At 72.2% G+C, this 13,344-nt stretch carries 13 protein-coding genes and 2 pseudogenes; 6 read left to right on the plus strand and 9 right to left on the minus strand.

Annotation, left to right across the window (positions count from 1 at the left end; translation table 11 throughout):
• The 6 genes from QRX60_RS45490 to QRX60_RS45515 form a co-directional block, all read right to left on the minus strand.
• A complete protein-coding gene (locus QRX60_RS45490; RefSeq protein WP_285997673.1) occupies window positions 1–795 on the minus strand; it encodes an MBL fold metallo-hydrolase in 795 nt (264 codons plus the stop codon).
• Window positions 792–1,904 (minus strand): zinc-binding dehydrogenase, encoded by a 1,113-nt coding sequence (locus QRX60_RS45495; protein WP_285997674.1) that lies wholly within the window; start codon window positions 1,902–1,904, stop codon window positions 792–794. The genes QRX60_RS45490 and QRX60_RS45495 overlap by 4 nt, the downstream gene beginning before the upstream one ends.
• Window positions 1,901–3,301: an aldehyde dehydrogenase family protein gene (locus QRX60_RS45500; protein ID WP_285997675.1), complete on the minus strand. Its 1,401-nt coding sequence runs from the start codon at window positions 3,299–3,301 to the stop codon at window positions 1,901–1,903. Before QRX60_RS45500 ends, QRX60_RS45495 begins: the two co-directional genes overlap by 4 nt.
• The gene (locus QRX60_RS45505; protein WP_285997676.1) at window positions 3,298–4,017 is read right to left on the minus strand and encodes an SRPBCC family protein; all 720 of its coding nucleotides are present in this window, start codon (window positions 4,015–4,017) and stop codon (window positions 3,298–3,300) included. The genes QRX60_RS45500 and QRX60_RS45505 overlap by 4 nt, the downstream gene beginning before the upstream one ends.
• Before the next feature lie 75 nt (window positions 4,018–4,092).
• The gene (locus QRX60_RS45510; protein WP_285997677.1) at window positions 4,093–5,637 is read right to left on the minus strand and encodes a class I adenylate-forming enzyme family protein; all 1,545 of its coding nucleotides are present in this window, start codon (window positions 5,635–5,637) and stop codon (window positions 4,093–4,095) included.
• A gap of 109 nt (window positions 5,638–5,746) precedes the next feature.
• Window positions 5,747–6,355 carry a TetR/AcrR family transcriptional regulator gene (locus tag QRX60_RS45515; RefSeq protein ID WP_285997678.1) on the minus strand — a complete coding sequence of 203 codons (609 nt, stop codon included), beginning with the start codon at window positions 6,353–6,355 and terminating at the stop codon, window positions 5,747–5,749.
• A gap of 588 nt (window positions 6,356–6,943) precedes the next feature.
• On the opposite strand from QRX60_RS45515, the gene QRX60_RS45520 reads away from it, so the two are divergent.
• The 4 genes from QRX60_RS45520 to QRX60_RS45535 are packed head-to-tail and all read left to right on the plus strand — an operon-like array spanning window position 6,944 to window position 10,308.
• Entirely contained in the window at window positions 6,944–7,741 is a 798-nt protein-coding gene (locus QRX60_RS45520; protein WP_285997679.1) for an AAA-type ATPase lid domain-containing protein, read from the plus strand.
• Between the two features lie 31 nt (window positions 7,742–7,772).
• A complete protein-coding gene (locus QRX60_RS45525; protein WP_285997680.1) occupies window positions 7,773–8,360 on the plus strand; it encodes a TetR/AcrR family transcriptional regulator in 588 nt (195 codons plus the stop codon).
• Window positions 8,357–9,538, plus strand: a complete 1,182-nt coding sequence (locus QRX60_RS45530; protein ID WP_285997681.1) for an NADH:flavin oxidoreductase — start codon at window positions 8,357–8,359, stop codon at window positions 9,536–9,538. Before QRX60_RS45525 ends, QRX60_RS45530 begins: the two co-directional genes overlap by 4 nt.
• Window positions 9,535–10,308, plus strand: a complete 774-nt coding sequence (locus QRX60_RS45535) for an SDR family oxidoreductase (RefSeq protein ID WP_101441156.1) — start codon at window positions 9,535–9,537, stop codon at window positions 10,306–10,308. The genes QRX60_RS45530 and QRX60_RS45535 overlap by 4 nt, the downstream gene beginning before the upstream one ends.
• An 85-nt stretch (window positions 10,309–10,393) precedes the next feature.
• Here the strand turns inward: QRX60_RS45535 and QRX60_RS45540 are convergent, their stop codons facing one another.
• Window positions 10,394–10,636, minus strand: a complete 243-nt coding sequence (locus tag QRX60_RS45540) for a cupin domain-containing protein (RefSeq protein ID WP_285997682.1) — start codon at window positions 10,634–10,636, stop codon at window positions 10,394–10,396.
• Window positions 10,624–10,755, minus strand: a complete 132-nt coding sequence (locus QRX60_RS45545; protein WP_285997683.1) for a cupin domain-containing protein — start codon at window positions 10,753–10,755, stop codon at window positions 10,624–10,626. The genes QRX60_RS45540 and QRX60_RS45545 overlap by 13 nt, the downstream gene beginning before the upstream one ends.
• Here QRX60_RS45545 and QRX60_RS45550 point away from each other — a divergent pair.
• Window positions 10,725–11,017 (plus strand): annotated as a pseudogene (locus QRX60_RS45550) (ketopantoate reductase family protein); the annotation flags it as partial. The gene QRX60_RS45545 and the pseudogene QRX60_RS45550 sit on opposite strands and share 31 nt — an antisense overlap.
• Window positions 11,018–11,105: 88 nt before the next feature.
• A pseudogene (locus tag QRX60_RS45555) lies at window positions 11,106–12,080 on the plus strand (cytochrome P450).
• Here QRX60_RS45555 and QRX60_RS45560 read toward each other — a convergent pair.
• Window positions 12,028–13,344: an amidase gene (locus QRX60_RS45560; protein WP_285997684.1), complete on the minus strand. Its 1,317-nt coding sequence runs from the start codon at window positions 13,342–13,344 to the stop codon at window positions 12,028–12,030. The pseudogene QRX60_RS45555 and the gene QRX60_RS45560 overlap by 53 nt on opposite strands.

Raw genomic sequence — 13,344 nt, forward strand, 5'->3', positions numbered from 1 at the left:
TCATTCCTTTTCGAGTGGGGTGAAGCGGCGCTCGCCGTCCACGGTGATGAGCCGGCCGGGAGGGAAGTGCGCGGCGGCGAGGAGGTCGGGCCGGTCGGTGACGGCCCGGACGAGGTCCGCGCGGACCTTGCGCGCGGCCACCGGGTCGAGGTCGAACACCGCTTCCCAGGCGGGATCCGTCAGTTCGACCGGGGCGTGCGCGACGTCGCCGAGCAGCAGCGCCCGCTCGCCCTCGCTCGACACGACGTAGACCGCGGTGCCCGGGGTGTGCCCGGGCAGGTGGCGGACGTCGAACCCCGGCGCGAGGGTGGTGTCGTGCTCGAACGTCTCCAGCCGCTCGGTGAGCGGGAAGAGCTTGTGCACCGCGCCCGGGTCGGCGTCCGGGCTCTCCACGAAGTGGGCCCAGTCGGCCCGGTGGACGCGGTAGGTCGCCTCCGGGAACACGACGTGGCCCTTCTTCGTGGCCCACCCGACGTGGTCGAAGTGCAGGTGGGTGAACACGACGTCGGTGACGTCCCAGGGATCGACGCCGAGGCCACGCAGGCTCTCCAGGAACTGCCCGCCGTGGTACTTGTCGTTGTCGATCGTCCCGACACCGGCGTCGACCAGGATGACCCGGTCACCGGTCCGGACGAGGAACCCGCCGAGTTCCAGGCGCAGCCGGCCCGACTCGTCGAGCAGGTGCTCGTGGCACGACCAGGCGTCGGAAACCCCGGGCCGGGTGAGCACTTCGCGGGCGGGTTCCTGGCCGTAGCCGTCGTAGACCGGTTCGACGGTCAGGGCGCCGACCTTCATCGGGTGCCCTCCGGCACGACGAGGGTGCGGATTCCCTTGCCGGCGGCCATCTCCGTGAGGGCGGCCTCCACATCGGACAGTTTGCCGTGGCCGGTGACCATGGCCGCCAGGTCCAGGCTGCCGTCCCGGATGTGGTCGAAGTAGCGCGGCAGGTCCTTTTCGGCGTTCAGCGAGCCGGCGACACACCCGACGAGGGTGCGCGCGAAGTGGAACAGCTCGAGTGCGCTGAAGCCGACCTGGTCGTCCTTGCCGCCGATGCCAACCACGCAAGCGGTGCCGCCGCGCCGGGTCATGCCCCACGCGTCGCGGATCGTGCGGGCGGAGCCGACGCAGTCGAAGGCGAAGTCGACGCCCTGCTTGCCGGTGAGCGCGCGGACGGCCTTCTTCGTCTCGTCGTCGGCCGGCACGAAGTGGTGCGCCCCGAGCCGGGCGGCCAGGCTGGCCTTGTCGGGGTTGCGGTCGACGGCGATGATGTTCGTGGCGCCGGCGAGCCGCGCGCCTTGCACCGCGGCCAAGCCGACGCCGCCGAGGCCGACGACCAGCACCGACGAGCCGGGCGTGACCGATGCGGTCTTGGTGACCGCGCCGACGCCGGTGGTGATGGCGCAGCCCAGCAGTGCCGCGTCGGCGGTGCTGATGTCGTCGGGCACCTTGACCGCGGCCGCGGCCGGGACGACGGTCTGCTCGGCGAAGGAGCCGACGGTCAGCCCCGGGTAGACCGGTTCGCCGGCGGAGTCCAGCGCGTAGGGTTCGGCGCCGCGGGCCGAGCCGTTGACGCACAGGTGCGGCTCGTCGCGGGCACAGCTGACGCAGTGGCCGCACGGGGTGATCCACAGCAGGATGACGCGGTCGCCTTCGCGCAGATCCGTGACGGCCGAGCCGGTCTCGACCACGGTTCCGCAGGCTTCGTGGCCCAGCACCGCGGGCAGCTGCTGGGCGAGCACGCCGCGGGCGAGGGAAAGGTCCGAGTGGCACACCCCGGTCGCGTCGATGCGGACCCGGATGTCGCCCTCCCCCACGTCACGCAGCCGGATGCGTTCGACCTCCATCGGCTTGTCCGGCGAGCGCAGCACCAGCGCGTCGACCTCGACCTGGTATCCGTCCGTCACAGCTGCACCGCCTTGATCTCGAGGACGTCTTCGATGCCGAAGTCGCCGATTTCCCGGCCGATGCCGGACTGCTTGTAGCCGCCGAAGGGCGCGCGCGGGTTGAACGGCGCCGCGTTGACGTCGATCTGGCCGGTGCGGATCCGGGCCGCCCAGTCGAGCGCGCGATCGCTGTCCTCGAGCCACAGCGCGCCGCCGAGCCCGTAGATCGAGTCGTTGGCCAGCTCGATCGCGTGGTCGTCCGAGTCGGCCGGCAGGATCGACAGGACCGGGCCGAAGATCTCTTCCCGCGCGAGCCGCGACGCCGGGTCGACCTCGCTGAACACCGCCGGGGTAACGAAGTACCCCTTGTCGGGCAGCGGGAGGTTTTCGGTGACGAGCTTGGCGCCCTGCGGCTCGAGGAAGCTCTGGACTTCCTTGCGCTGGCCCGCGGAGATCAGCGGGCCGAGCCGCTGTCCGGGGACGTACTTCGCCGCCGCCGCGGCGGCCAGTTGCTCCACCTGCGCCAGCCGGGCGGCCGGGACGATGAGCCGGGACAGCGCCGTGCAGGTCTGCCCGCCGTTGAGGAAGCAGTTCGCGACGGTCACCTTGACCGCCTTCGCCAGCAGCTCGTCGGACACGTCCGACAGCACGACGCTCGCGGACTTCCCGCCGAGTTCGAGGGTGACGCCCTTGACGGTCTCGGCCGCCGCCGCGGCGACCTGGCGGCCCACGGGGGTGGAACCGGTGAAGGACACGTGGTCGACGCCGGGGTGGCGGGACAGCAGGTCCCCGACCACCCGGCCGCCGCCGGTGACGAGGTTGAGCACGCCGGGCGGGAAGCCGGCGGCCTGGAAAGCGCGTGCCAGCTCGAAAGCCGCCAGCGGGGTCAGGGCGGCGGGCTTGAGCACGACCGTGCAGCCGGCCGCGATCGCCGGGACGACCTTGACGATCACCTGGTGCAGCGGGAGGTTCCACGGCGTGATCGCGGCGACCACCCCCACCGGTTCGCGCAGGATCACCGAGTTGTCGCGGTTCTGGCGGAAGGGGAACTCTTCCAGCGCGTCGGCGGTGCGGGCGATGACCGCGAGCGGCACGTCCACGTGCAGCTTCCGCGCCACCGGCGGCGGCGAGCCCTGCTCGCGGGTGATGAGGCCGGCGAAGACGTCGGCCCGCTCGGCGATGACGTCGTGCAGGCGGCGCACCGCGGCGGCGCGGTCCCGCACGGAAGTCGCGGCCCACTTCGGGAAAGCGGCACGCGCGGCCTCGATCGCCTGCTCGACGTCGGACTCCGTCCCCTGGGTCACCACGCCGGTGACCGCTTCGGTGGCCGGGTTGTCGACCTCGCAGTCCTCGCCGTGCCCGGCGACCCAGTCGCCGCCGATGTAGAGGGCGGGTTCGCGGATCAGCTCGTCGGTCATCGGACGGTCTCCTCGGGGTTGGCCCGGCCGGCCAGGACCGGGAACGACAGGTTGAGCACGACGGGCGGGCCGGCCGGCGCCGGTCCCGGGCGGCCACCGCGGTTGCGGAGGAGCAGGATCCCGGCCAGCAGGGCCACCAGGCCGCCGACCACGGGCAGGGCACGTTTGGCGATGAGGCCGCCCATGCTGGAGAACACGTCGAGAGCTTCGACTTCCGAGTCATCGCCCGAGGGCACCGACCGGGCCGCGGGCGGGCCGTCGGTGGACGCGGCGCCGGGGGCGAACTCGGCTTCCAGCCGCTGCACGAACTGCCCGATCAGCTTGTTGGTGACGTCGGAGATGACCCCGCGGCCGAACTGGGCCACCCGGCCGGACAGGTCGAGCTGGGTGCGGACGTCGACCTTGGTACCCGAGCCCTGCCCGGCCAGGCTCATCGTCACCGTCGCCGCGGCGTTGCCCTGCCCGCCCGCGTCCTTGCCTTCGGCGCGGACCACCGCGCGGTGGGCCTTGTCGTCCTTCTCCGCGAACCGCGCGGTGCCGCGGTACTGCGCCGAGACCGGGCCGACCTTGATCTTCACCGAGCCGCGGTACACGTCGTCCTCGACGCCCTGGAGCGAGGCTCCCGGCAGGCAGGGCGCGACGCGCGGCAAATCGGTCAGTACCTTCCACGCGTCGTCGACGGGCAGGTTCACGGTGAAGGTGTTTGAGAGCTCCACGGAGACCACCTTACTAATTAACGTTAGTTTGTATGCTACGGGCAGCGTGGTGCCAGGGTCAACGGCACCCGCGTCTCACCCGGCGGGCGCCGTCAGCCGCTTCTGCAGCAGGAACCGCTGGATCTTCCCGGAACCGGTGCGGGGAATCGTCTCGATCTCGACGACCTCGGCCGGGATCTTGAACTTGGACAGCTCACAGGCACAGCCGCCCAGCAGGGCGTCGACGTCCAGCTTCCCCGGCTCTTCCGCGACGACGAACGCCACCGGCACCTCGCCCAGGTCGGGGTGTTCGCGCGCCACCACGGCCGCGTCGCGGATCTGCGCGGACTTCAGCAGCACGGCCTCGACCTCCGCGGGGTAGATGTTCTCCCCGCCGCGGATGATCAGCTCCTTGGTCCGGCCGCTGATCGTCACGAACCCGTTGGGATCGCGCCGCCCGAGGTCGCCCGTCCGGTACCAGCCGTGGTGCAGGACTTCGGCGGTCGCGTCGGCGCGGTTGTGATAGCCGAGCATGACGTTCGGCCCGCTCACCCACAGCTCGCCCTCTTCGTCCACGCCGACGTCCTCGCCGGTCACCGGATCCACCAGGCGCACCCCGACCCCGGGCATCGGCAGCCCGCACGAGCCCAGCACCCGCCCGCCGTCGACGGTGTTCATGGTGACCATCGTCGAGGTTTCGGTGATACCGTAGCCCTCCAGCAGCTTGACCCCGAACACCGCTTCGAACTCGGCGTTGAGGGCCGCCGGCAGGATCGCGCCGGCCGAAAGGCACAGCCGCAGGCCGCCGGGGTCGACGGGGCGCTCCCGCGCGGCGTGCACGAGGTACTGGAACATGGTCGGCACCCCGGGCAGGATCGTGAACTTCTCCCGCGCCAGGAGGTCGAACACCCGGCCCGGCGAGAACCTGGTCATGATGCGCTCGGTCGCCCCCGTCGCGAACACGCCGAGCACGCACAGGACCAGCGCGTAGGAATGGAACAGCGGCAACGGGCACAGCACTTCGTCCTGTTCGGACAGACCCGCGATCGGCGCCCAGCAGGCCGCCACCACCCACAGGCACGAGCGCTGGGTCAGCAGCACGCCTTTCGGCCGGCCGGTGGTGCCGGACGTGTAGAGCATCCAGGCGACCTCGTCCAGGCCGAGGTCGTCCCGCGGCGGCCCGGCGGGCTCGGAGGTGGCCAGTTCCTCATAGGAAAGCGCGTCGTCGACCCGGCCGGGGCGGACCACCAGCACCGTCGCTCCCCCGGTGCGGGCCAGCTCGCGGGCGTGCGCCACGTGGGCCCGGTCCGTGATGATCACCGACGCGCCGGAGTCGAGGAACATGTACTCGATCTCGGCGGAGGCGGCGTCGGCGTTCACGCAGACCCCGACCAGCGAGGCCCGGGTGGTCATGAGGTAGGCCTCGGCGACGTCGGCGCTGTTGTCCAGGTAGATCAGCACGCGATCACCCCGGGCGGCGCCGGCGGCGACGAGGTGACCGGCCACCCTGCGGGTGCGTTCGGCGAGCTCCCGGTAACCCACCGAGCGGTGGTCGTCCCGGAAAGCGATCTTGTCCCCGAACCGCTCGGCCTGCTCGGCGAGCAGCTGCGGTACGGGACGGATCAGCTCGACTTTGAGCATGAGCACTCCTGACATTACTAACTAATGCTCGTTAGTTTCACGAGACTACCTCCGCCCTCAAGCGCGCACAAGGGTCAGTCGTGACGCCGGGCCGACCGGAAAGCCGCGGTCAGTTCAGGCCGGCGATGCGGAGCGCGTAGCGGCTGTAGGTCTCGGCGACCGCTTCGGCGGACTGCGGCCCGTCCTCGCGGAACCAGCGGGCGATGCTCACGCACATCTCGAGGATGCCGAAGGCGGCCAAGGTGGGCTCCTCCTCCGTGAACCGGCCGGCGGTGACGCCCTCTTCGATCAGGTCCCGGATCGCGTGGGCATGACGTCGCCGCAGTTCCAGTACGTCCGAACGCACGGGCTCGTCGAGGCTGGCGACGTCCCGGTTGACGATCAGCGCCTCGCGCCGGTGGGTGGCGTGCCGCAGCGCGTAGACGCGCGCGGTCCGGCGCAGGCGTTCGACGACGTCGCCGACCCCGTGCACCGCCTGCTCGTGCTCCGCCCACACCTGCTCGCTGGTCTCCACGATGATGTCGCGCAGCAGGTCCTGCTTGGCCTTCATGTGGTTGTACAGGCTCGGGGTGCGGATGCCCAGCGCGTCGGCGATCTGGCTCAGCGCGGTGCCGTGGTAGCCCCGTTCGGCGAACAGGGTCAGCGCGGCGTCCCGGACCGCGCCCGGGCTCACGGTCGTCTTGGCCTCGCCACGCGCCGACGTCTTGGAACTCGCCACCTCCCGATGATAGGCACTCACCCACCCCGTTCGGCGACGGCATCCCGCAGACGGTCGATGATCAGGTCGATGTCCTCGACCGTTGAGCACCACCGGCGCCAGCAACGCGCTGCTCGACGTCCCGCGGGCTACGAAGGTAATTCAGGACGAGGTTTCGCGCCTGTTCTGCCGGCGCCGACCTACACCGATGAGGAGGAGACCTTCGCCCACTCCGACTCACTGGGCAAGCCACTGAGGTCCCACCAACGGCCACAACCTTCACCGGGCCGAGGAGAACCTGCCCTTCGGTGGGGTGAGCTCCTCCGGTTAGGGGCGCTACCACGGCGTCCGGGGCTTCCGTGAACTGGCCGGCGCACGCTCCGGTGTTCCACGCGGCCATCCGCTGACCATCCCCGAGCCAGACGGCCGGAATCAGCAGGCCGGGCAGCGTGATCGACTCAAGCGAATCGAGCACGCCGCTGCACCGCGTCGACCGGCAGCCACAGCTCACGACTCGGCGCCGATCGCACGGAATACCGGGGTGCCCAGCAGGACGGTGCGGCCGTTCGGGTGCTCATCAGCTCCCGACTTCGTCATCAGTGCCGCTCCGTGGCCCACGCGGTCGCCGTCCGCCACGGCCGCCGTGCGCTGCTGCTCGACTGCGCCGGCCTCGACGACCGGGCCGCCAAGGTCCAGGCCCTGGCCGACGACGTCGCCGGCGGCCGGCCGCCGGTGGTGACCCTCCAGCACGCGGACGCGCTGACCGGCGAGGCCCTGCAGCGGGTGGCCGACCTGCTCACCACCTGGCGGGCGATGCCCGCGGACCAAGGCCCCGCCTGGGTCGCGGCCACGGTGCGCGACGAGGCGCCCGGCCCCGACGTCCAGCTGCAGCTGATGCCGTTCTTCACCCGGGCGATCGACATCCCGCCGCTGCGGCACCGGATCGAGGACCTGCGCCGGCTGGTCCCGCACCTGCTCGGCCGCCACAGCAACCAGGACGTCGCGGTTTCGGACACGTGCCTGCGGCAGCTCATGCGGCTGCCGTGGCCGGGCAACGTCCGGCAGCTCGGCCAGGTGCTGAGCGAGGCATCCCGGCAGCGGCGGACCGGCACCATCGAGGTCACCGACCTGCCCGCCGAGTGCCGCATGTTCACCCGCCGCCAGCTGACGAAACTGGAGACGATCGAGTACGAGGCGCGGCCGACCTCGGCATGTCCCGGGCCACGATCTGCGGCGTGCTCCTTGTCTCCGCCGTTCGCCGCGAGGCTGCGCACGATCGCGCGTTCGGCATCGTCCCCGATCAGCGCCGCGGCTGGCCGGGCACTGCGCGAGCCCGGGCGCTGCCGGGCCATGAGCGCGGTCGACGACCGGGTCGTCGATCCCATCAGTGATTCAATCAATGCTTGAAACCGACCGCGTTCGATGCTCTACTCGACGCATGAAAGCGACGGTGGACTCGACTCGCGACCGGTTGCTGGCCGCCGCGGAACGGCTGCTGCTGACCGCCGGCTACGACGACGTTTCCGTGCGGGGGATCTGCTCGGCCGCCGGGCTCAACCCGGCCGCCGTGCACTACCACTTCGGCTCCAAGGAAGCGCTGGTCGCCGCGATGCTGGAAGTACGGCTGGCGCCCGTGTGGAGCGGCCTGCTCGACGACGTCGAACGCCGGCGGCGGGACGGGTGGGTGCCCGCCGCCGCGGACCTGGTCGACGCCGTCCTCGCCCCGCTGACCGAACTGGCCGCCGACCCCGTCGGCCGGCTGCGGCTGCACCTGCTCGCCCGGGTGCTCTTTTCCGGCCAGCGGCTGCCTTGGACGTCGCCGTGGTTCAGTCTCGATCCGTGGATCGGGATGCTGCGCGCGGCCCGTCCCGACCTGACCGGGGAGCAGGCCGCCACCCGCTGGGTGCTGGCTTTCCAGCTGCTGCTGCAGGTGTTCGGCGCCCCGGGCGCCCCGGTGCCGGCCGAGCCGCGGCTGCCCGCCGAGGCGGTCCGGTCGTTCGTCGTCGCCGGGCTGGACGCGCCGTGAGCGCGCCCGACGTGTTCGCGCCGGCCCGCCTCGGCCCGGTCGAGCTGCGCAACCGCGTCATCAAGGCCGCCACGTTCGAAGGGCGCACGCCGGACGCGCTCGTCACCGACGAGCTCATCGAGTACCACCGGCGGCCGGCCCGCGGCGGCGTCGGGATGACCACGCTGGCCTACTGCGCGGTGTCGCCGGAAGGCCGCACCGATCGCCACCAGATCTGGATGCGTCCCGAAGCCGTCCCCGGGCTGCGCCGCTTCACCGACGCGATCCACGCCGAAGGCGCGGCGGCCTGCGCGCAGATCGGGCACGCCGGGCCGGTGGCGAACGCGGCGTCGAACCGGCTGCCCGCGCTGTCACCGACCCGCCGGTTCAGCCCGCTCGGCCTGCGCCCGACGCGCGCCCCCACCCCCGCCGACCTCGACCGCATCGTCGAAGCCCACGCGAGTGCGGCCCGCACCGCCCTGGAATCCGGGTTCGACGCCGTGGAAATCCACTTCGGACACAACTACCTCGTCAGCGCGTTCCTCAGCCCACGCCTCAACCACCGCACCGACGCCTACGGGGGCAGCCTCGCCAACCGGGCCCGCCTGGCCCGCGCGATCGCCCGCGCGGTGCGCGAGGCCGTCGGCGACCGGATCGCGATCACCGCCAAGCTCAACATGGACGACGGCGTCCCCGGCGGCTTCTGGCTCGACGAAAGCATCCAGGTCGCCCAGTGGCTGGAAGCCGACGGCGGCCTCGACGCCCTGGAACTGACGGCGGGCAGTTCGCTGCTCAACCCGATGTACCTGTTCACCGGCGACGCCCCGGTCCGCGACTTCGCGGCCGCGTTCCCCCAGCCCGCCCGGCTCGGCCTGCGCCTGGGCGGCCGGTTCTTCCTGCACGAGTACCCCTACCGCGAGGCCTACCTGGTCGACCGCGCCCGCCAGTTCCGCGCGGCGCTGGACCTGCCGCTGATCCTGCTCGGCGGCATCACCACGGTCGAGGCCATGAACCTGGCGATGGCGGAGGGCTTCGCGTTCGTCGCGATGGCCCGGGCGTTGCTGCGCGAGCCCGATCTCCTGCACCGCATGCGGGCCGACGCGGACGCGCGGTCGCTGTGCATCCACTGCAACCGCTGCATGCCCACCATCTACTCCGGCACCCGCTGCGTGCTGGCCACCGAAGGGAAACCCCGATGAGCACCGTCGCCGTCACCGGCAGCGCGTCCGGTATCGGCGCCGCCACCGCCACCCGGCTGCGGGATGCCGGGCACCGGGTCATCGGCGTCGACTTGCGCTCGGCGGACGTGCCCGCCGACCTGGCCGCCACGGAGGGCCGGACCGCGGCCGTCGAGGGCGTACTCGACCGCTGCGACGGCGTGCTCGACGGCCTGGTCGCCTGCGCCGGCCTCGGCCCGCACGTCGACGACGTCGCCCGGATCGCCCAGGTCAACTACTTCGGGACCGTCGCCGTCATCGATGGCCTGTTTCCCGCGCTGCGCAAGGGAACGGCCGCGGCGGCGGTCGTCGTGTCGTCCGTCGCCTCCACGCACCTCAAGTGGGAGGAGAACCCGCTGACCGAGGCGATCGAGACCGGCGACGAGTCGCTGATCGCCGAAGCCGTCGCGGCGGGCGGCGACTACCGCGGCCAGTTCGCTTACGCGGCGGGCAAAAACGCGCTGACCGTGGCCGTGCGCCGGCGCGCGGCCGAGTGGGGCGCGGCCGGGGTGCGCCTCAACACCGTCGCCCCGGGCTCGGTCGACACGCCGCTGCTGGCGGCCACGGCCGAAGACCCGCGCTACGGCGAAGCGATCCGCGGCTTCACGGCCCCGATCCCCCGGCACGGCCGGCCCGACGAGATCGCGGCACTGGCCTGCTACCTGCTCGGCCCGGACGCGGGGTTCGTCCACGGGGCCCAGTTCGTCGTCGACGGGGGCATCGACGCCCTGCTCCGGCCGACCGTGTTCTGATCCGCGGCCCGTTCTTCAGCTCGCCCCGACGCGGCGAATCCTCGCCGTGGCCGGCCCGTTGGCCTGTCGTTCGCACGCCGGCTCGTCAGAGCATCTCGGTCCGGTACCACGGGGCCAGGTCGGCGGCTCGCCGTCGGCGTTCGGCCACCTCGACGTCGGTGAGGGGCGGGGGCGGTGCGTGCATGCTCGCGACTTCGTCGCCGACGCGGCGGAAAAACTCGTCCTGCCCGGCGGGCGTGCACGTGCAGAGCATGCGCACGCCCGCCGGGGAGCCGGCGACGTTGCGGAAGTGGTGCGGGGCGTTGGCGGGGATGTTCACCGTGGCCACGGCCGCCGCGGTGTGCTTTCGCCCCGGAAGGTGAACTCGATCTCGCCTTCGAGAATGGTGAACATCTCCTCGAAGTCGTGCCGGTGCGGCGGTGGGCCGCCGCCGTCGGGCACTCGCACGTCGATCAAGCGGTACCGCCCACTTCCGCGGCTGGCTGTGGGTCCATTTCGTGTCGGACGCCGGCTTGTTCTCGCAGGACCTGCGGCTGGGTTCCCTGTCCAAGCCGGCCGGGGCAACGGGTGACCTGCGCGAGGGGCTGCCGGCCGGCCGCGTGAGATCTGCCGGGACACCCTGGCCGGAGCAAGACGGCTGGGTGTCTCGGTACCGCGACTGGAAGCGGCCGAACCGTACTTTGCCCGTGAGACAACGGATCGATCCTGAATCCGACCGGAGTTGCCGGTCCCCGTGGTCCATTGCGGTTCCGTGGTCCGCATCGATCGCCTGTCTGTGACGTACTGGAGGGAAAGTCATGACCACCGCCGAGAGGCACGAGTTCCCCATGGCCCGCACCTGCCCGTTCGCGCTGCCGCCGGCGTACCGACGGCGGATGGGCCTAGGTGGTCAGCCGCCACGAAGACGTGCGAACCGTGTTGAACGACCGGCGGTTCCGCGCCGACCGGCGGCATCCGGACTTCCCGCAGCTGGTCGAGGGCGGGGCGGCGGCCCGGCGGCCGGGCGAGGAGCGCACCCTGATCGAGATGGACGCACCCGAGCACGGGCCGCCCGCAAAGCCGTACTCGGCGAGTTCACGGTGCGCCGGTTGGACGCGCTGCGGCCGCGGATCCAGGAGATCGTCGACGGGCGGATCGACGCGCTCCTGGCCGGCCCGCGGCCCGGCGACCTGGTGGACTCGCTGTCGCTGCCGGTGCAGTCCCTGGTGATCTGCGAGATGTCGGGTGTGCCCTACGCCGACCACGAGTACTTCCAGGGGCACACGGTGAAGATGCTCAAGCAGTCGGCACTGCCCGAGGAGCGGGGCGCGGCCATGGCAGCCATCCAGGGCTACCTGGCCGACCTCATCGCGGAGAAGGAGGAGAACCCGCCGGACGACCTGCTCGGGCGCCAGATCGTCAAGCTGCGCGCGGACGGCACCTACCGGCGGCCAGCGCTGGCCGGCCCGGGCTTCCTGCTACTCGTGGCCGGTCACGAGACGACGGCGAACCTGATCTCGCTGTCGACCGGCTGTTCGGCCAACCGGGACCCGCGGGTATACGAGAACCCGGACGCCCTCGACGTCGAGCGCGGCGCGCGCCACCACGTTGCGTTCGGGTTCGGGCCGCAACAGTGTCCGGGTCGGAACTTCGCTCGGATGGAGCTGCAGACCGTGTCCGACACGCTGTTCCGCCGCGTCCCCACACCGGAGCCGGCGATGGACCTCGACGAGCCGCCGTTCAAGGACGACGCGAACATCCATGGCCTGCACCGGCTTCCGGTGATCCGGTAGCGGACGAACCGCCACCCCCACCGGTGCCGGACAGCGTGTGCTCACTGAGCCTGGCCGCGGCCCACAGCAGGCGGTCCTCCCGCCACGGTGCCGCCGAGAGCTGGACGCCCACCGGCAGCCCCGAGCCCGGGTGGTCGCCGGCCGGGACGCTGATCGACGGGCCGCCGTAGCACGACCACACGTAGCAGAACCGCGCGATCTCCTGCGTCGACGCCGCCAGGTCGACGGCGTCGCGGCGGGGCACGTCCACCGGGATCGTCGGCGTCAGCACCACGTCGCAGTTCTCGAACAGCGCGTCGACCCGATCGCGGAAGTCCCGCTGCCACGCCCGCGCTCTGGCCGACGTCTCCGGCGGGATGGACTGGCCGATCCGCAGGCGCCGCAGCACGTCCGGATCGATCGTGTCCGGCTCCTCGCGCAGCCGCCGGGCGTGCACGGCCGCCGCCTCCGGGTACATGATCTCGATCATCCGGTCCTGGGCCTCCGCCGCGCCCGGCACCTCGACGTCCTGGACCACGGCACCCGCCGAGCGCAGCGCCGCCACCACGCCGTCGACCACCCGCTGCACCCCCGGGTCCACCCGCGCGCGGAAGAAGCCGGTCGCGACGCCGACGCGCAGCCCGGCGATGTCCTGGCCCAGCAGCGAATCGACCGTCGGCCCGTCGGAAGACAGCACCGCGAGCATCGCCGCCGCCGTGGCGACGTCGGCCGCCAGCGGGGTCACCGTGTCGAACGACTCGCCGACCGGGAGCACGCCCTGGTTGGAGACGCGGCCCAGCGTCGGGCGCAGGCCGACGATGCCGTTGACCGACGCCGGCACCCGCCCCGACCCGCCGGTGTCCGTGCCGAGCGCCGCCGTCGACATGCCGCTCGCCACCGCCACCGCCGAACCGCTGCTCGACCCGCCCGAGATGCACCGCGGATCGCGGGCGTTGCGGACGTCGCCGAAGGCCGCGTTCCGGCCGACTACGCCCATCGCGAACTCGGCCAGGTTGGCCTTCGCCGTGATGAGCGCGCCCGCCGCCCGCAGCCGCCGGACGACTTCGGCGTCGACCGCCGCGGGTTCGGTGCCGAGGTGCGCCGAACCCGCGGTGGTCGGCACGCCCGCCACGTCGATGTTGTCCTTGACGCTGACCGTGAGCCCGTGCAGCGGACCGTCGCCGGCCGCGGGCGGATCCAGGGTCCGGATCAGCGCCCGTAGCTCGGGGTTGCGGTCCCGGGCCACGGCCAGCTGGGCTTCGACGAGCGAGCGCACCTCGTCCAC

The sequence above is a fragment of the Amycolatopsis mongoliensis genome (assembly GCF_030285665.1).
GTDB lineage: Bacteria > Actinomycetota > Actinomycetes > Mycobacteriales > Pseudonocardiaceae > Amycolatopsis > Amycolatopsis mongoliensis.